The sequence below is a fragment of the Streptomyces sp. NBRC 110611 genome, assembly GCF_001590865.1.
Classification (GTDB): domain Bacteria; phylum Actinomycetota; class Actinomycetes; order Streptomycetales; family Streptomycetaceae; genus Streptomyces.
Genome location: NZ_BBUY01000023.1, coordinates 1 through 22661 on the forward strand (window position 1 = coordinate 1; position 22661 = coordinate 22661).

Genomic DNA, 22661 nt, shown 5'->3' on the forward strand with positions numbered 1-22661 from the left:
CCCTAGGACGGCGGGACGCGCGCCACGGTGCAGGCGGAACCGGACGGATGCGTGGAAGTAGAAGTCCGGCGCCTGGACGACGGGCCCGAGCCTCCGGCGTACTTGTGCCTGGCCCCGGAGGCCGCCCGCCGGTTCGCCCGGACGATCACGCTGGCGTCTATCACCGGCGGAGGGGGAACAGGCCCCGGAGATGCCGACCGCTGCCGCCTCCGAGCAGGCCACCGCGCCATGCCCCGAGGACAACGGGGCTTGCACCTCGGATTGCGCCGAGCGGTCCGAGTGCCGCCGGATGGCTGTGGCGGATCTGTTCCTCCCCGTCGAACCCGTCACAGAGGGCGGACAGGCCTCCCGCCAGGAAATCTTCCTCGCAGACCCGAGAACTGGCTGGTCCGGCGGCTGGCCTGGACGACGTGCTGAAGGTGGCCGCATACCTCGTTGCCTGATATCAACGTCCCCCTTCATCAGTTGGTGAAGGGGGACGTTCTGGTCTTCGCGGACGCGTGTGCCAGGATCGATCAGCCGTGCGACTTGGCGAACTGGACAAGGCCGGCGAACGCCTCCCAGGTCAGCGTGAGGCGGGGGCCGTGCGGGTCCTTACTGTCACGGACGGGGACGACGCCGGGGATGTTGGCGGCAACCTCGATGCACTGGCCGCCGTTGCTGCTGTAAGAGGACTTGAACCAGCTGGGAGAGTCGGTTGTCACGTCGGGGTGCCCTTTCTTAACTGGTTGATCAAGGTCACAGACGCAGCCTGAGACAGCGCCTCTGCCTGCAACTGATGGTAGGCCGTCAAGAGGGGCTGCACGAGCCGTGGTTCCCGCTCTAGCCGTCCCTGCTGCGACGATTCGGCATACGCGGCATGTGCTCGATCGGCGAGAGTCAGCAGCGTCACGGGCAGATCGAACGCGCGCCGCTCGCCGAGATCATACGGAGCCACTTGCACGACCGTTGAGGGAAGCTCGGCGAACGCGGTAAGACGGTGTAGCTGCTCCGCCATGACCCCAGGGCCGCCCACGGGGCGCCGAATACAGCTCTCGTCCAGCACGACGTACACCATCGGCGGCGGAGTTCGCGTCAGCGATGCCTGCCGATCAGCAAGCAGGTTGAGTCGTTCCTCTGCCTGCGCTTCGCTGATCGCGCCCCGGCGGACGGCTCCGGTCGTGATGGCGGCGGCGTAGTCCGGGGTCTGAAGTAGCCCGGGGATGATGCCCGGCTCGAAGAGCCGGATCTCTGATGCGCGTGCCTCAAGAGCAACGAACTCCGGGAACCCCTCAAGTATCGCGCTATTCCGCACGGCCCGACACTGGCGCTGAAGCTGATCACCGGTGCCAAGTGCCCTGTCAGCGCTTCTGGCAAAACGGGGAGTTGGCGGGCGGCGTCCAGTTTCTACGGCTGAGATGTGCGTGTCGGAACACCCCATGCGCTCGGCTAGCTCTTCCTGCGTAAAGCCGCGCTCGTCTCGCAGCCTGCGCAGGAGCTTCCCGAAGCGCGCGTTGGGCGACTTGTCGGGCTCAAGTTCCTTGCGGTTCACCATCCGGGCAACCAACTCCCCCCTCAATAAGTGCAAGTTGAGGATAGCCCGACTCTAGGCCACGCTGAGGCATCCCGGTAGTGGAAGCACTGCGGAGAGGAGCCTCCCATGCCGCCCCGGAGCCTTGAACGACACCGCAAGCCCGAACCCGCCAAGCCCCCGGCGGAGTGCGATGTGTGCCGATCGTCGGTGCACGAGCGCCAGTTGGCCGAGGCGCGCGGGGACTGGCACAAGGTCTCTGACCTCAACGCGGAACTGGGCAACCACCCGCACGCGAAGCGGAGCGCGCGGTGATCGCCCCGTGGGTGCCGTCCCCGGGCGTGATGGTCAAGGACCTGCTGAGCGGCCGGATTGGCAAAGCCGTGGGATGGGAGCCCGACACGCGGGAGGTCATCCTCGCCCCACTGGACGGCGGAGAGCCGTGGGAGACCGACACCTTCCGGCCGCCGAACGAGCTTGATCGTCTTCGCGCCCGCGTGGCCGGCCGGAGGCGTCGAGCATGAGCGGCTACCAGGAGAAGGCCGTAGAGCTGCCGTGGCCGTACAGTCCCCGGGACTTCGACCCGGAGCCCGTAAAAAGGACTGCGAACGGTGTGCAGCGCTGGCTGAAGAGCGCTCACACCATCGTGACCAGGCAGAGTGCGGGCTGGCCGTAATCGCCGGTATGAAGATCCAGGAACACCGGAAGTTCGGCTCCCACAACGACACCCCCGAGCCCCCCCCGGCTAGTCCATGGCCGGGCGCGCTCCCCGTCGAGGGCCACAACACCCCCGAAACGGCCCCAGTCCCTCCGTGATGGTCAGGGGACGACATGAGGAGCGCGAAGCGGTCGTCCGGTTTAACGGGGCCGGGCGACCGTCAATCCCTTGTAGCTCAGTCAGGAAGAGCACGACCCACCCGAGGTGACACCCCGGGGCATGGCTACGGGGCGGGCGCGACCCCGGTTCGAGTCCGGGCAAGGGAATTCTCGCCCGAGCGTGCGCAGAACTCTACGGTCGGAGCGAGTCTGCAAGTGCAGTGCACCACTCCAGCAGGAGGGAACACGCACCATGACAGCAACAATGAACGATCTTCGGACGGGGCGGGCTCTCGTCACGTCCGAACTGTTCGCCAGCATCGTCAACATCGTCGTCACCCACTTCGGGCAGACGCCGGAGCGGGCGGAGCGTCAGACGGACCAGGCACTGGCCTTCGTCGCAACTGCGGCAGCCGCAACCGTCCCCGTGATCCCGTCGGACGACGTGGATCACGCGTTGCACGCGTTCATCCTGCACACCGCGGATTACTCGAAATTCTGTTAGGGGCACGCGGGGCGAATGCTCCACCACAACCCGCGCCCCGGCGGGGGGCCACGCACGGTCGAGGCCGTGACCGCGTCAGCCCGTGCCATCAAGGCAGCCGGGTTCCGGATATTCGACGATCTGTGGACCGTGAACGGAGAGAACGCGGCACAGTGTGACTCGGACTGTGGGCGCCCGTACGTCGTATCCAGCGGCGGCGAGGGTGAAGACGACGCCGGAGAACCCAACCCGCCGACCGGCGACAGCGACGACGGACGCGACTACTACAACTGATCACCAGTAGCCTGCTCCGATCTGCGGACCGGCCTCCGCCCCGCCGGGGGCCGGTCCCTGTCGATGAGAGGACGCAACGATGCCCAGCGGACCGTTCGAACTCCCCACACACGTCAAAAACGCCCTGGGGTCGCACACCACACAACTCGTCGTGGACCGGCGGGGATCCACCGTTTGGGACGTGCAAACCCCCTGGAGCCGCTACGCGGTCAAGCTCGGCTATCCGACCGAAATTCACAAGTGGACAGCCTTGGCACCCGCTCGTGAAGCCACCATTCTCCGGCAGCTCATCTCCCCTGAGCGCGTGCTCCTCGGCGAATGGGCCGAAGGCACCTGGAACGCCCAGCCCTGGCGCCACGGAACCTCTCTCTTCGACCTATGGCAGCCGGGCCGGCACGCCACGAACCCCAAGGAACCAAGCCTCAACGATGCCCTCGCGTGCGCTACTGCTCTGGCCCACCTTCACGAAAGGGGATGGATACACGGCGACGTGCAACCCAATCACTTCATCCTCAGGCCCGACGGAGCCTTTCTCATCGACCTGGGCCTGGCCCGGGGCGGCGCAGTGCCCGCGGCCTACGACTTCCCCTATCGGGGCTGCCTCGTCCACTACGAAGCGCCAGAGATCTCGCGAGACATCCTGACGACCGGTACGGCTGTGCCCACGAGAGAAGCCGACGTGTACGCGTTGGGGGCCTCATGGTTCATCTCCGCCACCGGCTGGAGACACGTGTCCTACCCGGACGACGCCGACCGGAAGGACCAGCGCCAGGCCATCGTGGACAAGCCTCACCGGCCGATCAACGTACCCGGGCCGCTGGGCCCCCTCATCGAACAGATGATGAGTCCGAAGCCTGCCGATCGGCCGGCCATGGCAGAGGTATGCGCAGAGATCCACAATGCGCTGTGACCAGCAGATGACGGGGCCTCCGCGCTGCGTCCGGCGGGCTGCGGTCGCTCTCATGGACAGGGCGTACCGATGTCCCCTTGGTTGGTCATCGAGGGGATGTCCCCTCGCCGTTCGTAGGGTGTGTGAGCCCGTCCTTGGCGCAGGCGGGCGCGTATGTGGGGGTGCAGATCTGGTCGACGGTGTACATCCCGTCCTTGATCACTGTGTCCTTGATGGTGCGTACGGTCACCGGGACGGGGGTGAGGAGTACGGCCGGAATGTTCTGTGTGGTGGGGCTGTTGACCCGGTGTTGGGCCAGGCCGGCGAGGCTCTCGCCGCGGCCCAGCGCCACGGCCATGGCGGCGGCGTGCTCCGCCTCGGGCCGGAAGGGCTTCAGTACGGTCATGGTCTGCTCGCCGGAGAGGAGCCGCTGGACCGCGTCGAGTTGGGCGTCCTGTCCGGTGATCGGGGGCAGCGGAGAGACCTTCGCCGCTTTGAGGGCGGCGATGACGGCGGTGGCGAGGATGTCGTTGGCGCAGTAGACCGCGTCGATGTGCTCGGCGCCGAGGGCCGAGAGGGCGGCGGACATATTGGCGTTCGCCGCCTCCTGACGCCAGCCGGCGGTGTCGTACGACTTGCCGATGCGGACCTTGCCGCGGAGCACGGAGAGCGCGCCCTCTTTGAACCAGGCGGAGTTGGGGTCGGTGACCGCGCCGTTCATCATCACGATCTGGCTGTCGCGCGCCCGGTCGCCGAGCGCCCGCAGCAGCGCCCGGGCCTGGAGCCGGCCGACCTCGGCGCCGTCGAAGGAGACATAGCCGGAGACCGGCCCCTCCGCGAGCCGGTCGTAGGAGACCACCCGCACACCGGCCCGGCGGGCCTGCTCGACCGGCGCGCGCATCGAGCGGGAGTCGACGGCGTCCAGGACCAGGACGTCCGCCCGTTTGGTGATCATCGCGTCCATCTGCGCCTGCTGGGTGGCGATGCTGTGCTGCGCGCTGACGACCTCCACCTCGCACTCGGGGCAGAGCCGATGGATCTCCCGCACCATCAGCGGCTTGTCGAAGTGGTGGAAGCGCCAGTTGTTGTCCGGGAACAGCACCCCGATCCGCAGGGCACCGGAACCGCCCGGCGGCTGCCCTCCGCAGGCTGCCACGGCGGCCACCAGGCACAGCCCGGCCAGGGCGGCGGCAGCGGTACGCGGACGGCGGGGCCCGCCCGTCGGCCGGACGGCGGGAGCGCGACGGCAGGGCCTGGTCATCGCGGGGACCTCCTCACTCTCCGGCTTCCGCCGCGGCCGCCTGGGCGAGCCGTTCCTCCGGCCCCAGGCCGATCTCGCTCCACACCTGCTTGCCGCCGCTCAGCGGTACCGACCCCCAGGCCGCCGACACCGCCTCGACCAGCAGCAGCCCACGGCCGCCGGTCGCCTCCCAGTCCACGCTCACCGGCTTGACCGGGGCCCGCGGCGAGCCGTCGTTCACCGCGATCCGCAGCCGTCCCGCGGCCAGCGTCAGATCCAGCTGCACCTCGCCCTGAGTGTGCGCGATGGCGTTGGTGACCAGCTCGGACACCACCAGCAGCGCGACGTCCATCTCCTCGGTGATCTGCCACTTGCGCAGCGTGCGTGAGGTGAAGCGGCGGGCGTGCATCACGGCGTCCGGGAGCCGCCAGACCGCCCAGCGGGCCCGGGCCGGCCGTACCCGCATCCCGTCGTACCGCAGGACCAGCACCGCCACATCGTCGTGGCGCCGCTCGGCGCCGCCCAGCAGGTCGTCGGCGAGCCGCCCGGCGTCGGCCGGATCGGCCGCGGCGAGCGCCGCGCGGACCTGGCGGATACCGTCCTCCAGCGGGAGCCGGGACGATTCGGCCAGACCGTCGGTGAGCAGCACGAGTACGGTGCCGGGCGCCAGGCCGACCTCGGTGAGCGGGAACTCGCCCTCGGCGGACACCCCCAGCGGGGGCCCGCCCTCGACCGGGACCTCCTCGGTGCTGCCGTCGGGGTGGCGCAGCAGCGGCGGCAGATGCCCGGCCCGGACGAACCAGGCGATGCCCTCCTCCATGTCCAGGTCCACATAGCAGCAGGTGGCGAAGAGATCGGTCTCCATCCCCAGCAGCAGCCGGTTGGCGTGCGCGATCACCACGTCGGGCGGATGGCCCTCCACCGCGTACGCCCTGATGGCGGTCCGCATCTGCCCCATGATCGTCGCGGCCCCGGCGCTGTGCCCCTCCACATCGCCGATCACCAGCGCCACATGCCCGTCCGACAGCGGGATCACGTCGTACCAGTCGCCGCCCACCTCCAGCCCCATCGTGGCGGGCAGATAGCGGACCACGGCCACCCCGCCGGCCAGCTCGGGCAGCGTGCGGGGCAGCAGGCTGCGCTGCAGCATCGTGGCGAGCTCATGCCCGGCGTCCAGTGCGTGCGCCCGTACCAGGGCCTGCCCGGCCAGGCCGGCGGTCGCGGTCAGCAGCGACCGCTCCTCCGGCCCGAAGCGGTGCGGGTCGTCCCAGCCGACCAGGCACACCCCGACGTTCTGTCCGTTCGCCGGCAGCGGCAGTACGGCGAGCCCGCCCGGCCCGACGCCCGCCAGCCCCGGCTCCAGTTCGGATCCCGGCGGCCACACGGCCACATGGCCGGCCCGGAGCACTCCTTCCACCGTGGGCAGTGAGTGGGCCGATACCTCCGGCCACTCCGAGCGCCACGCGGACTGCCAGGACGCGGGCCAGGACTCCGGCTCCGGCGGGTCGAGGAGGGTGACCACCAGCCGGTCGGCTGCCCGCTCGGCGACCGCCATCCGGCTCGCGGCCAGCGGCGCCCGCAGGGCCGTCACCACCGCCCGGCTCACCTCCCGGATGGTGGTCGTCCCGGCCAGCGCGGCGGACAGCCGCTGGACGACGGAGACCTCGTCCGCGCTGGGCCGCAGGTACGAGGCGTCGGCCACCACCCCGAGCATCCGCTCCGGCGTCCCCTCGGCGTCGATCAGCACCCGGCAGCGCAGACTCAGCCAGCGCAGCTCGCCGTTGGCCCGCCGGATCCGGAACGACAGCTGCCGGCCGACGGCGGACGCTCCGCCCGGCTCGACGGTCTGCATCAGTGCCGGGACATCGTCGGGGGCGGTGTGCTCCAGCAGCGTCTCCACCCGTCCGTCGAACTCCTGCGGGCCGATCCCGAAGAGCTCCAGCACCCGGGCGTCCGCATCGATCCGTCCGGTGTGCAGAACGAGCGTGAAGGCGCCGCCCCGGAGGGCGTCCAGGCCCGGCCCCAGCAGCTGCCGCCGTCCGGTCCGCGCCATGACCCGGGCCGCGACGGCCTCCAGTCCGGCGGCCACCTGGTCGGCGTGGAGTTCCAGCAGGTGCCGCCGGTCGTCGTCGAAGGCGTCCGCCGCCTGGTCCAGCACGACCAGGCACCCCAGCCGCTTGGCGTCCCCGCCCAGCGGCAGTGCGCCGAGGGCGGCCGCGGCCGGCGCCGCCCCGGCACGGCCGTCACCCGGGGGAGCGGTGAGCGTGCCGCCCGCGGCCTGCTCGGCCGGCCCCGGCCACTGCGGCAGTCCGGTACGGAACGCCGCCGCCACGGGGGAGTCCCCCGACAGGTCGTACCGCGAGGGCAGTCCGCAAGGGGCACCGGAGCCACCGACCATCTCGGCCAGCTGAAGTTCGCCGTCCCCTTCGGCCGGCACATAGACGGCGGTCAGCTCGGCCCCCGAAGAGCCTAGGACCCGCGCGGTCACTGCCTGCTCCGCCTCCGTACGCGGGAAGCCGTCGTCATAAGCCACGGTCGTATCCGCCCTCGGGGCCAGGGCGTCCATCCCGCCACCGTCTCACCGGATATGTCGTGCACTCACCGGATATGTCGTGCATTATCGCCTTCACTCCATGGTGCGACATTCAAGCAGTGGGCAGCCAGTCGGCGCGGCGACAGGCCCTGGGCGAGCCACGGAGGGTGACCAGGGATCCTCAGCCGGGGATCAGCACCGCGGCCCCGTGGACCCGGTCGGCCGCCAGGTCGGCGAGCGCCTCGGGGGCGCGGCTCAGCGGGTACGGGCTGACCGTGACGCGGATGCCGATCCGGGCCGCGGTCCGCAGGAACTCGAGGCCGTCCGCCCGGGTGTTGGCGGTGACGCTGCGCAGGTTCCGCTCGTAGAACAGATGGTCCTGGTAGTTCAGCGGCGGAACATCGGTGAGATGGATCCCGGCGACGGCCAGGGTCCCCGACCGGTCCAGCGCCGCCATGGCCACCGGCACCAGATCGCCCACCGGGGCGAACAGGATCGCCGAGTCCAGCGGCTCGGGCGGGCGGGCGTAGGCCTCGCCGGCCGAGGACGCGCCCAGGCCGAGAGCGAGTTCGCGGGCCTGGGCCGACCGGGTCAGCACATGCACCCTGGCCCCCTCGGCCAGTGCGACCTGCGCGGCCAGATGCGCCGAGGCGCCGAAGCCGTAGATGCCGAGCCGGCCGCCCGGGGGCAGCGCGCTGCGGCGCAGCGCCCGGTAGCCGATGATCCCGGCGCACAGCAGCGGCGCCAGGTGGGCGGCGTCGTGGTCGTCCGGGAGCGGATAGGCGTAGTCGGCGGGGAGGACGGCGGCCTCGGCGAAACCACCGTCGGCGTCCCAGCCGGTGTACCGGGACGCCGGGCAGAGGTTCTCCCGCCCGGCCCGGCAGTACCGGCAGTCACCGCAGGTACCGCGCAGCCAGGCCCCGCCGGCCCGGTCGCCGACGCGGAAGCCGGTGACCGCCTCGCCGGTGGCGGTCACCCGGCCGACGATCTCGTGTCCCGGCACGGTGGACGGCCGGTGTGGGGCCAGATCCCCCTCGGCCAGATGCAGATCCGTACGGCACACCCCGCAGGCCTCGACGCGCACCAGAATCTCGCCGGGCCCCGGTACGGGGGCGGGGCGCCGCACCTGCATCAGCGGCCCGGAGGTGATCGGCCCGGGCCGGGCGACGGCCCAGCCGCCCACCGTGCCCGGGGCGGCGGTCGGTGCGGCGGGCTCAGCCTTGTGACCAGCCATGGGTTCAGGATCGCGCTGGTTCGGGGGCGCGACAAATACCGACACAGGCCCTGATATCCGGGCTGCCACCCGGCCGCCACCCGGCCGCCACCCGGCCGGCAGTCGGCCGGGATTGCTTCCGGGATTACTTACGGGACTACTTCCGGCCGCGGCGGGCGCGCGCGGTCGGCTTCCGGAGGAGGCGTGCCAGCAGACCGCGGCGGGCGGACGGGGGAGAGGGAAGTGAGGGGGGAGAGGGGTGAGAGGGGGCGGGCGCGGCGGGTTCGTCCGCCGGGCGCTCGGCCGAGGGCGAGGTCGAGGGCGAGGGCTCCGGGTCGGCTGGCGGTCGTGCGGCGGAGCCGTCCGGGTGCTCGGTGGCCTGCCGGGGCCCGGGCGTGCGGCGGGTACGGGCGGCCTCGGCGCGTACCAGGGCGCCGAGCGCGGCGAAGACGTCGATGGGCATGCCGAATCTCCTGTGGGGCGAAGGTTCTGAGGGGCCGAGGGGCCGGGGGGCGGCACGGCACGCCGCCCCTCGGCCCTGGCGGGGGAGGGGCGTGCGGCCGGGGGCCGATCAGCAGCGAAGAACCGTGGCGCGCCGGGGAGATGGGGCGAGTGTGGCCGGGACGACGGCCCAGGAAGCGGAGTCCGGCGGTGCGGCGAGGGCCTGCACCGCGGCGGTTTCGTCGATCGCCTTGCCGCCGGACCCGGTCGGGACATGGTGACGCAGATGGCAGGCCGAGGCCTGGTGCTTGCGGCGGACGCCGCGGCCCGGGTGTTTGTCACCGCCCTCGGACGGTCTCACCACCGGCGCCGCGGAGTCGCAGGCCCGGTCGGACGGGCCGGAGGCGGCGGGGGCGGCGGTGTGGGTGAGGCAGCGGCCGGCCTCCGGGAGCGGAGCGTCGGAGGAGCCGGTGAGGAACGCCGCGTGCAGCAGCGTCAGCAGTGTGAGGAGGAGAAGGAGACGCCGACCGCCGGTCGCCGCGGAGCGGCCGATGGTGGCGGTGTCGCGCATGCGGGTCTCCCAACGCTCTTCCAGGAAAAAATCCCCTGGAAGACATCGGGGCACTCCGGAGACACCGGAAACAGGGCGTAATTCCACCCGATCCGACTATGGGGCGCACATCTGCCTCATATATGGATAACCGGACATGTCTCCCGCCATGCACGGCCACTATGCACGGCCACGATGCATGGCCACCATGCGCGGCAACCTTGCGTGGCCGCCATGCATGGCCACCATGCGTGGCCGCCGAGCACGTCAGCTCGCCGACACGGCGCGCTCGTAGCAGTGCGAGAAGTGCTCCAGCGACGTGCCTTCCGCGTTCCACGGCCAGGGCGTCGCCACACCACCGGTGGCGCGCAGCACGGTCGCGGCCTCCGCGATCCGCGCGGACTTGATCAACGCATAGGCCAGGACGTTCAGATCGGCCAGCGCCGCCGCGTGGTGCAGGAACCCCGGCCGCGGCCAGTAGTGCGCCGCCTGGTCGAGTGCTCTGATGGCGTCCGGGCGCCGCCATATCTCCCCCGCGCCGAGGGCCGTCACACCCCCGGGGGCCACCGCCCGCTGATGGGTACGCACCAGTGCGGTCACCTCCAGAGCGGCGGCGGGGGCATCGGCCGGCATACCGGAGCGGACCCCGTCGAGCAGGTCCAGCACCAGGGAACTGGAGCCGCACTCGTCGGGCGAGAGATACCCCAGGGCCTGGAGGTGGGCCTCCCGGTTCCAGGGGTCGCGGGCCTTGATCTCCCGCCACACCGCCGACAACTCGCTCGACGGGCGCCGCTCCAGCCGGAGCAGGGCCAGCTTCAGGGTCCACGGCGTGGGGTCCGCCGGGAGCAGCTCGGCCGCCAGCCGGCAGGTCTCGCGGGTGGCGTCCAGATCGACGCCGTTGTCCGGCTGCTGCGCTCGGAGCAGTTCCGACCAGGCGTGGAGCAGCAGCGCGTGCTGGTTCCGCGGAGCGTGCTGCCGCCAGATCCCGGGCAGCGCCCGCCCCGCGGACCCGGCGAGCACCCGCAGCCGGTGCGCCTTGCGGTCCCAGTCCTCACCGGCGTCGTCGAGCACGTTCGCCATCAGGGCCATGACGGCTGTGTCGAGGGAACCGCGGGCCCAGCACGTCTCGACGCGCCGCCGCACCCGCCCCAGGTCGAGGTCGTCGAGTTCGGGGACCAGCCGGGGACGGGTGCTCTTACGGCGTCGGAAGACGGACATGTGCTCGGGTGGCCTTCCCAGACGGAGGTGCGGGCGGACGGGACGGATGGGGTGGACGGACGGGGTGGACGGGGCGGGCGGACGGAACTCGGCTGCTGGGCCCCGTCGTCATACTCCCGCCTCCCGGCGGATGACGGGAGCGTGACGACAGGGCCCAGGGCGGCGGTGTGCCGGGCATGCCGCCGCCCGTACAGGACAGCGCCAAACGTCGGCGGGGCGTTACGGGCCCGTCGTCGGACGCCCCGGGGCCCGCCCCTCGGACGGACGGCGCTCCTTCGTCCGCTACCGGATCCTTGTCCGCTGTCGGATCCTCATCCGCTGCCGGATCCTCGTCGGCGCGCCGCTCCGCACCCTGCTGAACCCTGCCGGGCATCGGCGTGGTCAACTGACGGTCACCCGGGCCGCCGCGTCGGGCCGCCGGAACGCGCCCGTACTGGTGGTATGGCTCAGTTGGTATGGGTCAGTGAGAGAGCGGACCGCTCGACGCGGGACGCGGCACCCTGGAGGTGGCCTTGTCGAAGCGGGAGGGCTCGGACGCGGACCGCGACACCGGTCTCGCGGGCGCGGGCCGGGACACCGACCTCGCCGGCGTACTGGCCCGGCTGCGCGTGGTGGAGGAGGCGGCCGAACGGATCGGCACCACCCTGGACGAGCAGACGACCTGCGCCGAGCTGTGCCGCTTCCTGTGCAAGCACCTGTGTGACGCCGCCGCGGTCGACCTGCTGTCCGAGGACGTCACCGGGGCACCGGGCCCGGCCCGGCCGGTGCTCCACCGGGCGGCGTCGGCAGGTCTGGTGAAGGTGCTTCAGGCGCGCTTCCCCGACGACGCGACGGGGGTGCCCGATGGCGGAGCACCCGCGCTACGGGCGCTGGACGAGGCCCGCCCGATCACCACCACCGCGGTCCTCAAGGGCGGTATGTCGGCCCAGGCCCTGTCGGTGCCGCTGCTCGCGCACGGCCGCCGCTACGGCGCGCTGCTCGCCCTCCGCGCGGGCGGTACGTTCAGCGACCAGGAGACCGCCACCGCCCACCATCTGGCACGCCTGGCCGCCGGCCACCTCGCCCACGGCCGCCGGTACGCCTCGGTGCAGCGCACCGCGATGGACCTGCAGCGGGCCCTGCTCGCCGAACCGGGCCGGCCGCACCCCAACCTGGACCTCGCCACCCGCTACCTTCCCTCCGGCTCCAGCTCCCTGGTCGGCGGCGACTGGTTCGAAACCGTCCGGCTCCACTACGGGCGCACCCTCCTCGTCATGGGCGACGTCATGGGGCACGGACTCGACGCGGCGGTCGACATGAACGCCTACCGCTCCACCCTCCGCTACGTCGCCTCGACCGACCTGCCGCCGCACCGCGTCCTGCGCCAGCTGGACACCGCGGTGGCCGAGGACGAGTCCCGCCGTCCGGCCACCTGTCTGCTGGCCAGGGTCGACCCGGCGCGCGGCACCGTCGGGTTCGCCAGCGCCGGCCACCTCCCCCCGGCGATCTTCGGCCCGGACGGCACCGCCGACCTGGTGCCGGTGCCCGTCGGCCCGCCGCTGGGCACCGGCATCGGCGGCTACGAGATGATCACCCGCACCCTGACACCCGACGACACGCTGCTGATGTTCACCGACGGCCTCGTCGAGCGCCGCGGGGAGGACATCGACGTCTCCCTGGCCCGGCTGGCCCGGATGCGGCTGCCCGTCGGGGCCGGCGTCGAGGAGGTGCTCGACGAGGTCCTGCTCGACCTCGACGGGATGTACGCCGAGGACGATGTCGCCGTGCTCGCGGCGCGGGTGCGCGCACACACGGGCCCGGAGCCGGGCGAGCCCGTCGTGGAGCCGGAGCACCCGTTGGCCATCTGACGACGGGCCCACGCGGACCCATCGGACAGGCCCTAGGGGCCATGTACCCAGGTCAGCCCAGTAGTCGGTACGATCTCCAGCCGTTGCCCGGGCCCGGTTGCCCGGTTGCCCACGCCACCATTCCGACGTCTCACGGGGGGATTCACCATGTTCGGAATCGTCAGGCCCTGTTCCCATCGCCTGTCCCAGGGGCTCAAGGCCGAGTGGATGGCCCATCTGTGCGGCCTCTGTCTCGCCCTGCGCGCCGATCACGGGCAGTTCGCCCGGGTCGTCACCAACTACGACGGACTGATCATCTCCGTACTGACGGAAGCCCAGTCGGGCCGGACGGCGAAGCACCGCCGCACCGCCGGACCCTGCCCGCTCCGGGGGATGCGGACCGCTTCCGTGGCCCGGGGAGAGGGCGCGCGGCTCGCCGCCTCGGTGTCCCTCGTGCTCGCCTCGGCGAAGATCCGGGACCATGTGGCCGACCGGAACGGCCTGTTGCGCCGCAGGCCGGTGGCCGTCGCGGCGCGGAAGGTCGCCGCGGGGTGGGACCGCGCCGGGGCGCGGACCGGCGCCGGCGTCGGCTTCGACACCGCCGTCCTCGTCGACGCGGTCGACCGCCAGCTGGGCATCGAGCAACTGGCCGGCCCCGGCACACCCCTGACGGCCATCACCGAACCGACCGAGACCGCCACCGCCGCCGCCTTCGCCCACACCGCGGTGCTGGCGGGCCGCCCGGGCAACGCCGGGCCGCTGGCCGAGGCGGGCCGGCTCTTCGGCCGGCTGGCCCACCTCCTCGACGCCGTGGAGGACCGTACCCGGGACGACGCCGAGGGCGCCTGGAACCCGCTGACGGCCACCGGCGCCACCACCGCGCAGGCCCGCCGGCTCTGCGACGACGCACTGCACGGCATCCGGCTCGCGCTCCGCGATGTGGAGTTCACCGACTCCGCCCTGGTCCATGTGCTGCTGGTGCACGAGCTGCGCCGCTCGGTGGACCGGGCCTTCGGCACCGCTGCCTGCGCCCACCTGGGGCACGGTGCCGCCGGGCAGGGCGCCCAGGGGAACGGGGCGCCGGGCCCGTACGGCGGCGGGCCGCACCTCCCGCACCAGCCCAAGCAGCCCCGCGGCTTCCTCGCCGGCTGCGCGGTCGCCATCGGCCTGTGCTGCACCTGCCAGCTCTGCTGTGCGGAGCAGTACGAGGGGCCCTGGTCGCGCAAGAAGCGCGAAGGCTGCTGCCGGGACTGCGACTGCAGCGACGGTTGTGACGGCTGCGATTGCTGTAACGATTGCTGCTGCTGCGACAACTGCTGCTGCTGCTGCGACGGTTGACCGACCGCCGACCGCCGACCGCCGACCGCCGACCGCCGACCTTCGGGCATCGGCCCTCCTCAGCACGGGGGGCGGCCACGGAACCTTCCATGGCCGCCCCCCCGTGAACGCGGGAACCGGGATCAGACTCCCGGCGGCACCCGTGACGGGCGGCCGGAACCCCGGGTGGCGCGGTAGCCGGCGATACCCGCGAGCGCGGCCAGCGCACCCCCGGCCGCGGTCCAGATCCAGCGGTCGGACCACCGGCCCGAGGACCAGCCGCCCTCCGGCTCGGCCATGGCCGCGGGCCGCGGTGACGCGCCGTCACCCTTCGTCCGCGGCGTGGCGGCCCCGGCACCGGGCACCAGGGGAGCGGCCAGCGCGCCGTCCACCGCGTGGGCCCCGCCCCGGTCGGGCGTGGCCGCCACGACCTCGGCGTGGACCGGCTGGCCCAGGTCCTCCTGCGGCAGATCGGTGACCGTCAGGCGGACGAAGTAGCTGCCCGGCAGCGGATCGTTCGACCACGGCTCCGCCCAGCCGCGGACCGTGCGCAGGGTGCAGGACAGCTCGACGGACCCGGCGTCCCGTTCCGCGGACCGGGACGAGGCGCCGTACGTGCACGCCTGGCGGCGGCGCAGCCCGTCGTAGACGTCGAGCTGCCAGGTGGCCGCACCATGCCGGCCGGCGGCCGGCGGGAGCGTCACCTTGGCCTTGACCGTAGCCTGCTGCCCGGCGTCGACCGGCAGCACCCAGTAGAGGTAGTCGCCGGTGGACGCGTCGGCGGTGGCGGGCTGGTCCGGCCGGATGGCGGTCGCCGTACGGAACGACGTGCCGGCCTCGGTGGGCGCGGCCGTGTCCGGGCTCCCGCTCGCGCTCGGGGTCGGCGTGGGGCTGTCGGCGAGCGCGGGCGCCGCCAGGCCGAGCAGTCCGGCCCCGGCCAGGACGGCGGTCATCAGCATGCGTACGGTACGCATCAGTTGGTCCTCCACACGGTCACGCGCCAACGGGAGATCCAGCCCCACAGCAGACCGGCCAGCAGACCGGCGAGAGCCAGCGAGCCCAGCAGCCACCAGCCGTGGCCGAGGCCGAAGGAGGCCGCGTCGGAGCCGTCGCGGGGACCGTCGACGACGTCGATGGCCAGCTCGACCGGGAGTCCCGGGTCGGTCTTCACCGAGGCGGGTGCCGAGAAGGAGTTGCCGACCTGGAGACAGACGGTCTCCGCCGGGGCCTGGTCCCCGCCGTCCCGGGAGTCGGCCTCGGCCTTGGGGTAGCGCAGCCCGGACGAGATCACATCCGTCCGTCGGTAGCCCGCCTCCGAGCCGCGGACGATCTCCCGTCCGTGCACGGTCGAGGCCCGCAGCAGGACCCCGTAGTCGCGGTTGACGGCGCGGTCGGCGGCGACGCTCACCGACGCCCGCAGCTCCTGGCCCGGCCGGACGTCCACCCGGTACCAGCGGTGCTCGCCGAACTTCTCACGGTCGGTGTAGAGACCGGACGTGAGCTTCGGGGCCTTGGCGCACTGCTGCGCACCCTCGGCGGGCACCGGGGCGACGACGGGGTCGGCGGCCCGTTTCACCAACTGGTGTACACGGTCGCGCAGTTCCTTGGTGTGCTGGACCGAGGTGTACGTCCCGCCCGTGGCCTCCGCGATACAGCTCAGCTGCTTGCGGGTCCTGGCGTCCGGCAGCAGCCCGAGGGTGTCGACGGTGAGACCGATGCCCCGGGCCGCGATGTCCCGGGCCACCTGGCAGGGGTCGAGCGGGGCGCAGGTGTCCTCGCCGTCCGTGATCAGGACGATCCGGCGGGTCCCGTCGCCACCCTTGAGGTCCTCGGCGGCGCCCAGCAGGGCCGGGCCGATCGGCGTCCAGCCGGTGGGCGTCAGCGTCGCCACCGCGGTCTTCGCCTCGGTCCGGTCCAGCGGCCCGACGGGGTAGAGCTGCCGGGTGTCCTTGCAGCCCACCTGCCGGTCGTCGCCGTGGTAGTTGGCGCCGAGGGTGCGGATGCCGAGCTGGACGTCCTGCGGTACGGCGTCGAGCACCTCGTTGAACGCCTGCTTGGCGGCGGACATCCGGCTCTGCCCGTCGATGTCGCGGGCCCGCATCGAGCCGCTGACATCGAGTGTCAGCTCGACCTTGGGGGTGGCCTTCGCATCCGGCTGGTCGGCGCCGGCGGGTGTGGGCAGAAGGCCGACGGCCATGGCGGCGAGCAGTCCGCACACCCCGGCCGTCAACCGTTTTCTTGTGATCATCGATGGATCGTATGGAGAAATCCCGGCTGTGCCAAAACGCACGAGAGGGGTGCGGGGGCAGCCTCAGTCCGCTGCCCCCGCACCCCTCTGTCACGGCAGCCGCGGCCCCTCAGCCCCGGCGGCCGACCGGGCCCCTCAGCCCCGGTCGTGGCGGGCGCCTCCCTCCCCGGGAAGCGTCGGTGGAGTGTCTCCCGGCGGAACGTCTCCGGAGAGAACAGCTCCCACTGGAACCGCTCCTAGTGGAACTGCTCCTCCTCGGTGGATCCGGCCAGCGCGGTGGTCGAGGAGGCCGGATTGAGCGCGGTGGAGACCAGGTCGAAGTAGCCGGTGCCGACCTCGCGCTGGTGCTTGACGGCGGTGAAGCCGTGCCGCTGGGCGGCGAACTCCCGCTCCTGCAGGTCGACATACGCCGTCATGCCGGACTCCGCGTAGCCGCGGGCCAGGTCGAACATCCCGTGGTTGAGGGAGTGGAATCCGGCCAGGGTGATGAACTGGAAGCGGTAGCCCATCGCGGCCAGCTCCCGCTGGAACTTGGCGATCTGGTCGTCGTCCAGCGCGGCCTTCCAGTTGAACGACGGCGAGCAGTTGTAGGCCAGCATCTGGTCCGGGTAGCGGGCGTGCACGGCCTCCGCGAACTCCCGGGCCTGTGCCAGGTCCGGGGTTCCGGTCTCCACCCACAGCAGATCCGCGTACGGCGCGTAGGCCAGGCCCCGGGCGATGACCGGAGCCATGCCGTTCTCGACCCGGTAGAAGCCCTCGGCGGTCCGCTCGCCCGTGCAGAACCGGGCGTCGCGCTCGTCCACGTCACTGGTGAGGAGGTTGGCGGCCAGCGCGTCCGTGCGGGCCACGATCACCGTCGGCACGTCGGCGAGATCGGCGGCGAGGCGGGCGGCGTTGAGGGTGCGGATGTGCTGTCCGGTCGGCACCAGGACCTTGCCGCCGAGGTGGCCGCACTTCTTCTCGGACGCCAGCTGGTCCTCGTAGTGGATGCCCGCCGCACCGGCCGCGATCATCGCCTTGGTCAGCTCGAAGGCGTTGAGTGGGCCGCCGAAGCCGGCCTCGGCGTCGGCCACGATCGGCACGAGCCAGTCGACGGAGGTGTCGCCCTCCGAGGTGGCGATCTGGTCGGCCCGCAGCAGCGCGTTGTTGATCCGGCGCACCACCTGCGGAACGGAGTTGGCGGGGTACAGGCTCTGGTCCGGGTAGGTGTGCCCGGCCTGGTTGGCGTCGGCGGCGACCTGCCAGCCGGAGAGGTAGACCGCCTGGAGCCCGGCCTTGACCTGCTGTACGGCCTGACCGCCGGTCAGCGCGCCCAGCGCGTGGATGTAGTCGAGCTCGTGCAGCTGCCGCCACAGCCGCTCGGCGCCCCGCCGGGCCAGGGTGTGCTCCTCGCGGACGCTGCCGGACAGCCGGATCACGTCCTCGGCTCCGTACGTCCGCTCAACTCCCGCCCAGCGGGGGTCCGTAGCCCACCGCTGGGCCAGCTGCTCGGCCGCCGTCGTACCTGCCTGCGCCATGACCGTCTCCCGTGGTCGCCTGAGATCGCTGTGGATCGTCCGCCCAGGGGCCAGATGGCCCTAGGACGGTGTGCCGGTGAACTGATTGCCTGTGAAGCGTGGGTCCGTGAGCCGCCCGTGACTGCCCGTGAGCTGCCCGAGAACCCGTGAACTGTGGTGCCTGCGAACGGTGCGAAGGCGCGTCACTGAGTGCCATACCGTCCGCTGCGACGCCCGCCGAACCCCGCCCGGTGTGGTGGAGAGGTGAGCAATGCGCCCGGGAGGCCGGGCCGGAATTCCGGGACGTACGACGTCAGGGCGTCTGGTCGGTCCCGTGGTTCCGCTCCGGCCGCCGGGGTCCGGCGGGCCGCACGACGACTCTGGCATTGGCACTGAGTGCCAACAACCATGGATACCTGCCAACTTCCGCGCATCTTCCGACGGCTTCTTGCCAACTTTGCCAAGCATCCTGTCCCTTCGCACCCGGCGCTTCGTAGGCTCCCTCCGGAACGCACGGAGAGGACGGATGGCTTGAGCAGGACATACGCGGGGGCACGGCTGCGACGGCTGCGCGAGGAGAGGCGGCTCAGCCAGGCCGCACTGGCGAGGATGCTCGCGATCTCGCCCAGCTACCTCAACCAGATGGAGCACGACTCCCGGCCGCTGACCGTGCCGGTGCTGCTGCGCCTCACCGAGACCTTCGGCGTGGACCCGGGCTTCTTCTCGGAGCGCGACACCAGCCGCCTCCTGGCCGACCTGCGCGAGGCGCTCGCGGACGAGGTCACCGCCACCCGGGTGTCGCCCGCCGACCTCTCGGAACTGGCGTCCCGGCTCCCGGCGGTCGCCGGCGTCCTGCTCGACCTCGGCCGCCGCAACCACAAGCTGGCCGAGCGCCTGGCCGAGGCGACGCACGGCCGCGACCACGACGACCCGGCCGCGCCCCGCACGCCGCATGAGGAGATCCGGGAGTTCTTCTACCGCCGCCAGAACTACCTGCACGACCTCGACCTGGCGGCCGAATCCCTCGCCGGCTCCCTCGGCATCCGGCCGGGCGAGGTGCTGCCCGCCCTAGCCGCCCGGCTCGCCGACACCCACGGCGTCCGCCTCGCCCCCGGCTCCGGCCGCCGTCTGCACCACTACGACCCGGCCGCCCGGGTGCTGCACCTCTCCCACCGCCTGCGCCCTGGCCAGCAGGCCTTCCGCATGGCCACCCAGCTGGCCCTGCTGGAGTTCGCCGACGAGCTGTCCGCGCTCGCCTCCGAGGACTATGAGCAGGGCGCCACCACCTGGTCGCTCGCCCGGATCGGCATCGCCAACTACACCGCCGCCGCCCTGATCCTCCCGTACCGCGCCTTCCACACCGCGGCCGAGGAGATGCGCTACGACCTGGAGCGCCTCACCGACCGCTTCGGCCTCGGCTACGAGACGGTCTGCCACCGGCTCAGCACCCTCCAGCGCCCCCGCCTGCGCGGTGTGCCGTTCTCCTTCGTACGCGTCGACCGTGCGGGCAACATGTCCAAACGCCAGTCCGCCACCGGCTTCCACTTCTCCCGCGCGGGCGGCACCTGCCCGCTGTGGAACGTCTACGAGGCGTTCGCCGCGCCCGGCCGTATCCAGGTCCAGATCGCCGCGATGCCGGACGGACAGCGCTACTTGTGGACCGCCCGCACCGTCACCCGGCACCGCGGTGGCTGGGGCGAACCGGGCAAGACCTTCGCCATCGGCCTCGGCTGCGAGATCCGGCACGCCTCCCGGCTCGTCTACTCCGACGGCCTCGACCTCGACAACGCCTCCGCCGCCACCCCCATCGGCATGGGCTGCCGCATCTGCGAACGCCTGGACTGCCCCCAGCGCGCGGTACCGCCCCTGGGCCGTCCGCTCGCCATCGACGAGCACAGCAGCACCTTCGTGCCGTACCCCGTCGGCGACGCACGACGGTGACGGGCCGCCCGCAGACCGACTGAGACCGGAGAGACAGGGCCTGTTGGGGCACTAGCCTGGAGGAGTGGGCAGTGACCCCGTCACCGTGTTCCTCTGCGGTGATGTCATGCTCGGGCGCGGCATCGACCAGATCCTTCCGCACCCGGGCGACCCCGCGCTGCGTGAGGGGTACGTTCGCGACGCCCGCGTCTACATCGACCTGGCGGAGGCGGTGAACGGGCCGGTTCCCCGTCCGGTCGCATTCTCCTGGCCCTGGGGGGAGGCGCTGCGCGTGCTCGACGAGGCGGCGCCCGACGCCCGGGTGATCAACCTGGAGACCAGCGTCACCCGCAGCGGCTCCTTCGCCCCCGGCAAGGCGGTCCACTACCGCATGAGCCCGGCGAACCTCCCCTGCCTGACCGCCGCCCGTCCCGACGTCTGCGTACTGGCCAACAACCACGTCCTGGACTTCGACCGCGGCGGACTGGCCGAGACGCTCGGCACCCTGGCAGGTGCCGGGCTGCGCACGGCGGGGGCCGGCGCGGACGCCGCGGCGGCGGGGCGTCCGGCCGTGGTGCCGGTCGACGGCGGCGGCCGGGTGCTGGTCTTCTCCGTCGGAATGCCGTCCAGCGGCATCCCGCACGGCTGGGCCGCGGCCGAGGACCGCAGCGGTGTCGCCTTCGTCGCCGGGCCGACGCGGGGCGCCGCCACCGAGCTCGCCGCCCGCGTGCGGCAGGCCAAGCGCCCCGGCGACGTCGCGGTGGCCTCCGTCCACTGGGGTCCCAACTGGGGATACCGCGCCTCCCGCGCCGAGACGGCCTTCGCGTACCACCTCCTCGAAGGCGAGGTGGACATCCTCCACGGGCACTCCGCACACCACCCCCGCGGCCTGGAGGTCCACCGGGGAAAGCTCATGATCCACGGGTGCGGCGACTTCATCGACGACTACGAGGGCATCACCGGCTACGAGGAGTACCGCGACGACCTGCGGCTGGTCTTCCTCGTCTCGGTGGATCAGGACACCGGCCGGCTCCACGACCTGCGGGTCACACCGCTCCAGGCCCGGCAGATGCGGCTGCGGCACCCCTCGCGCGAGGACCTCGGCTGGCTGCGGGGGCTCCTGGACCGGATCAGTACCGGCTTCCGCCCGTGCCCCGCGGCCGACCCGGAGGGCACGTTCACCCTGCGCCCCTCGTGAGGCGACCAGCTCAGCACTGGCTGTGTTCGGTGTCCTCGACGATCCGGATGACCGAGTTGGGGCACAGGGCCGCCGCACGGCGGGCGGCGGCCGCCAGTCCGGGCGGGGGCTCGTCGTTCAGCACGACGACCGTGCCGTCCTCCTCGGACTGGTCGAAGAGCGCGGGAGCGGTGAGGGCGCACTGGCCGGCGCCACGGCAGCGCGAGCGGTCGACGCGGATGCGCATCGTGTCCTCACCCCCAGGTGAGCGGGAGGGAGTGGACCCCGTAGATCAACATGTCGTCGCGGAAGGGGACGTGGTCCGCCGGTACGGCGAGCCGCAGGTCCGGGAACCGTCCGAAGAGCGCCGGGAAGGCGACCTCCATCTCCACCCGCGCCAGCTGCTGGCCCAGGCACTGGTGGACACCGTGCCCGAACGCGACATGCTGCGAGGGCTCGCGGGTCACATCGAGCCGGTCGGGCCCCTCGAACTGCTCGGGGTCCCGGTTCGCGGCGGCCAGCGAGGCGACCACGGTCTCCCCGGCGCGGATCTGCCGCCCGGCGATCTCGACGTCCTCCTTGGCGACCCGGATGGTGCCGAACTGCACGATGGTGAGGTAGCGAAGCAACTCCTCGACGGCGCGCGGGACGCCCTCGGGGTGTGCCCGCAGCGCGGCGAGTTCGCCGGGGTGCGACAGCAGGGTGTACGTACCGAGCGCCAGCATGTTCGCGGTGGTCTCGTGGCCGGCGACCAGCAGCAGGCGCCCGATTCCGGCCAGTTCGTCGTCGCCGAGCGCGTCCTCCGGCGTCTCGGTTCCCCTGGCGATCAGCTGACTGAGCAGGGCGTCATCGGGCCGGGCGCGTTTGGCGACCACGAGGTCGTGCATATACCCGCAGAGCGCGTGGTACGCCGCGAGCGCGTCGGCCTCGGCGACGTCCAGCCCGAGCAGCGTCGCGCTCCAGCGCTGGAATCCGGCCCGGTCCGCGTACGGGACGCCGAGCAGCTCACAGGTGACGAGCGAGGGGATGGGCAGGGCGAAGGCCGGGACGAGGTCCACCGGGGGGCCGTCGAGCTCCATCGCGTCGAGGTGGTCGGTGACGATCTGCTCGACCCGCGGGGCCAGGGCCCGCATCCGCCGTACCGTGAAGTAACGAGTGAGGATCCGGCGGTAGCGGGTGTGCTCCGGAGGGTCCATGGTCAGCAGCACACCGGCGCGTTGCTCGGCCTCGGCGAGCCGGATCGGGATCCTCCGCAGGGGCAGTGAGGCCCGCCTGCGGTCCGCGCTGAACCGGTCGTCCGCGAGCACCGCGCGGACGTCCCGATGGCGGGTGAGCAGCCAGCCGGTCTTGCCGTCGGGAAAGGACAGCCTGCTGACCGGGTCCTGCTGCCGCAGCCGTCGGAACTCGTCCGGTGGGTCGAGCGGGCAGCCGCGGCGCGTCGGCAGCGGTGCCGGGGCGAGCCGGGTCGCGCACATCGGAACGCTCCCTC

The 22661-nt window shown here is 72.3% G+C and carries 19 protein-coding genes, 1 tRNA gene and 1 pseudogene; 8 read left to right on the top strand and 13 right to left on the bottom strand.

The genetic code is table 11. From position 1 onward, the window contains the following. Positions 1-515: 515 nt before the first annotated feature. Both AZE13_RS29660 and AZE13_RS29665 read right to left on the bottom strand, forming a co-directional pair. Positions 516-704, bottom strand: coding sequence for a DUF397 domain-containing protein (locus AZE13_RS29660; RefSeq protein ID WP_066938773.1), 189 nt, complete (start codon positions 702-704; stop codon positions 516-518). After that, on the bottom strand, positions 701-1534 hold the full coding sequence (locus AZE13_RS29665; RefSeq protein ID WP_066938775.1) for a helix-turn-helix transcriptional regulator: 834 nt from the start codon (positions 1532-1534) through the stop codon (positions 701-703). The genes AZE13_RS29660 and AZE13_RS29665 overlap by 4 nt, the downstream gene beginning before the upstream one ends. Before the next feature lie 105 nt (positions 1535-1639). Between AZE13_RS29665 and AZE13_RS29670 the strand changes: the two genes are divergently transcribed. The 4 genes and pseudogenes from AZE13_RS29670 to AZE13_RS29690 all read left to right on the top strand — a co-directional run bounded on the left by AZE13_RS29670 (position 1640) and on the right by AZE13_RS29690 (position 4014). Next, complete coding sequence (locus AZE13_RS29670) at positions 1640-1825, top strand: hypothetical protein (protein ID WP_066938779.1); 186 nt, start codon at positions 1640-1642, stop codon at positions 1823-1825. A 567-nt stretch (positions 1826-2392) separates the two neighbouring features. Beyond that, positions 2393-2494 (top strand) — tRNA-OTHER (locus AZE13_RS37240). Between the two features lie 85 nt (positions 2495-2579). Next, positions 2580-3011, top strand: a pseudogene (locus AZE13_RS34700) (hypothetical protein); the annotation flags it as partial. Between the two features lie 172 nt (positions 3012-3183). Next, the gene (locus AZE13_RS29690; protein ID WP_066938790.1) at positions 3184-4014 is read left to right on the top strand and encodes a protein kinase domain-containing protein; all 831 of its coding nucleotides are present in this window, start codon (positions 3184-3186) and stop codon (positions 4012-4014) included. Positions 4015-4099: 85 nt separating this feature from the next. Here AZE13_RS29690 and AZE13_RS29695 read toward each other — a convergent pair whose 3' ends face one another. The 6 genes from AZE13_RS29695 to AZE13_RS29720 form a co-directional block, all read right to left on the bottom strand. After that, entirely contained in the window at positions 4100-5254 is a 1155-nt protein-coding gene (locus tag AZE13_RS29695) for a sugar ABC transporter substrate-binding protein (RefSeq protein WP_079124511.1), read from the bottom strand. 13 nt (positions 5255-5267) lie between these two features. Then, positions 5268-7721 carry a SpoIIE family protein phosphatase gene (locus AZE13_RS29700; RefSeq protein WP_066938969.1) on the bottom strand — a complete coding sequence of 818 codons (2454 nt, stop codon included), beginning with the start codon at positions 7719-7721 and terminating at the stop codon, positions 5268-5270. A gap of 226 nt (positions 7722-7947) precedes the next feature. Continuing rightward, complete coding sequence (locus tag AZE13_RS29705; RefSeq protein WP_066938800.1) at positions 7948-9000, bottom strand: zinc-dependent alcohol dehydrogenase family protein; 1053 nt, start codon at positions 8998-9000, stop codon at positions 7948-7950. A 136-nt stretch (positions 9001-9136) separates the two neighbouring features. After that, positions 9137-9442 (bottom strand): hypothetical protein, encoded by a 306-nt coding sequence (locus AZE13_RS29710; protein ID WP_066938802.1) that lies wholly within the window; start codon positions 9440-9442, stop codon positions 9137-9139. A gap of 108 nt (positions 9443-9550) precedes the next feature. Further along, the gene (locus tag AZE13_RS29715; protein ID WP_066938805.1) at positions 9551-9991 is read right to left on the bottom strand and encodes a hypothetical protein; all 441 of its coding nucleotides are present in this window, start codon (positions 9989-9991) and stop codon (positions 9551-9553) included. Positions 9992-10237: 246 nt separating this feature from the next. Beyond that, a complete protein-coding gene (locus AZE13_RS29720; RefSeq protein WP_066938808.1) occupies positions 10238-11188 on the bottom strand; it encodes a hypothetical protein in 951 nt (316 codons plus the stop codon). 512 nt (positions 11189-11700) lie between these two features. On the opposite strand from AZE13_RS29720, the gene AZE13_RS29725 reads away from it, so the two are divergent. Next, positions 11701-13035: a PP2C family protein-serine/threonine phosphatase gene (locus AZE13_RS29725; RefSeq protein WP_181690491.1), complete on the top strand. Its 1335-nt coding sequence runs from the start codon at positions 11701-11703 to the stop codon at positions 13033-13035. Positions 13036-13182: 147 nt separating this feature from the next. Beyond that, positions 13183-14352 (top strand): DUF5685 family protein, encoded by a 1170-nt coding sequence (locus tag AZE13_RS29730; protein WP_066938811.1) that lies wholly within the window; start codon positions 13183-13185, stop codon positions 14350-14352. A 122-nt stretch (positions 14353-14474) separates the two neighbouring features. Here AZE13_RS29730 and AZE13_RS29735 read toward each other — a convergent pair whose 3' ends face one another. From AZE13_RS29735 to aceA, 3 genes are all read right to left on the bottom strand, one after another. Continuing rightward, a complete protein-coding gene (locus tag AZE13_RS29735) occupies positions 14475-15305 on the bottom strand; it encodes a hypothetical protein (protein WP_066938814.1) in 831 nt (276 codons plus the stop codon). Further along, positions 15305-16579: a VWA domain-containing protein gene (locus tag AZE13_RS29740; RefSeq protein WP_066938816.1), complete on the bottom strand. Its 1275-nt coding sequence runs from the start codon at positions 16577-16579 to the stop codon at positions 15305-15307. The genes AZE13_RS29735 and AZE13_RS29740 overlap by 1 nt, the downstream gene beginning before the upstream one ends. Before the next feature lie 236 nt (positions 16580-16815). Then, positions 16816-18096, bottom strand: a complete 1281-nt coding sequence (gene aceA / locus AZE13_RS29745; RefSeq protein WP_066938818.1) for an isocitrate lyase — start codon at positions 18094-18096, stop codon at positions 16816-16818. Between the two features lie 510 nt (positions 18097-18606). Here aceA and AZE13_RS29750 point away from each other — a divergent pair. Next, positions 18607-20016, top strand: a complete 1410-nt coding sequence (locus AZE13_RS29750) for a short-chain fatty acyl-CoA regulator family protein (protein ID WP_066938821.1) — start codon at positions 18607-18609, stop codon at positions 20014-20016. A gap of 64 nt (positions 20017-20080) precedes the next feature. After that, positions 20081-21193 (top strand): CapA family protein, encoded by a 1113-nt coding sequence (locus AZE13_RS29755; RefSeq protein ID WP_066938823.1) that lies wholly within the window; start codon positions 20081-20083, stop codon positions 21191-21193. 10 nt (positions 21194-21203) lie between these two features. Here the strand turns inward: AZE13_RS29755 and AZE13_RS29760 are convergent, their stop codons facing one another. Together AZE13_RS29760 and AZE13_RS29765 are read right to left on the bottom strand one after the other, a co-directional pair. Then, on the bottom strand, positions 21204-21419 hold the full coding sequence (locus tag AZE13_RS29760; protein ID WP_066938826.1) for a ferredoxin: 216 nt from the start codon (positions 21417-21419) through the stop codon (positions 21204-21206). A 7-nt stretch (positions 21420-21426) separates the two neighbouring features. Continuing rightward, positions 21427-22647: a cytochrome P450 gene (locus tag AZE13_RS29765; RefSeq protein ID WP_066938828.1), complete on the bottom strand. Its 1221-nt coding sequence runs from the start codon at positions 22645-22647 to the stop codon at positions 21427-21429. Between the last annotated feature and the right edge of the window lie 14 nt (positions 22648-22661).

Coding starts and splice junctions, on each gene's coding strand:
- AZE13_RS29665 (WP_066938775.1), bottom strand. CDS start 1,534: ATGGTGAACCGCAAGGAACTTGAGCCCGACAAGTCGCCCAACGCGCGC.
- AZE13_RS29670 (WP_066938779.1), top strand. CDS start 1,640: ATGCCGCCCCGGAGCCTTGAACGACACCGCAAGCCCGAACCCGCCAAG.
- AZE13_RS29690 (WP_066938790.1), top strand. CDS start 3,184: ATGCCCAGCGGACCGTTCGAACTCCCCACACACGTCAAAAACGCCCTG.
- AZE13_RS29695 (WP_079124511.1), bottom strand. CDS start 5,254: ATGACCAGGCCCTGCCGTCGCGCTCCCGCCGTCCGGCCGACGGGCGGG.
- AZE13_RS29705 (WP_066938800.1), bottom strand. CDS start 9,000: ATGGCTGGTCACAAGGCTGAGCCCGCCGCACCGACCGCCGCCCCGGGC.
- AZE13_RS29710 (WP_066938802.1), bottom strand. CDS start 9,442: ATGCCCATCGACGTCTTCGCCGCGCTCGGCGCCCTGGTACGCGCCGAG.
- AZE13_RS29715 (WP_066938805.1), bottom strand. CDS start 9,991: ATGCGCGACACCGCCACCATCGGCCGCTCCGCGGCGACCGGCGGTCGG.
- AZE13_RS29720 (WP_066938808.1), bottom strand. CDS start 11,188: ATGTCCGTCTTCCGACGCCGTAAGAGCACCCGTCCCCGGCTGGTCCCC.
- AZE13_RS29730 (WP_066938811.1), top strand. CDS start 13,183: ATGTTCGGAATCGTCAGGCCCTGTTCCCATCGCCTGTCCCAGGGGCTC.
- AZE13_RS29735 (WP_066938814.1), bottom strand. CDS start 15,305: ATGCGTACCGTACGCATGCTGATGACCGCCGTCCTGGCCGGGGCCGGA.
- AZE13_RS29740 (WP_066938816.1), bottom strand. CDS start 16,579: ATGATCACAAGAAAACGGTTGACGGCCGGGGTGTGCGGACTGCTCGCC.
- aceA (WP_066938818.1), bottom strand. CDS start 18,096: ATGGCGCAGGCAGGTACGACGGCGGCCGAGCAGCTGGCCCAGCGGTGG.
- AZE13_RS29760 (WP_066938826.1), bottom strand. CDS start 21,419: ATGCGCATCCGCGTCGACCGCTCGCGCTGCCGTGGCGCCGGCCAGTGC.
- AZE13_RS29765 (WP_066938828.1), bottom strand. CDS start 22,647: ATGTGCGCGACCCGGCTCGCCCCGGCACCGCTGCCGACGCGCCGCGGC.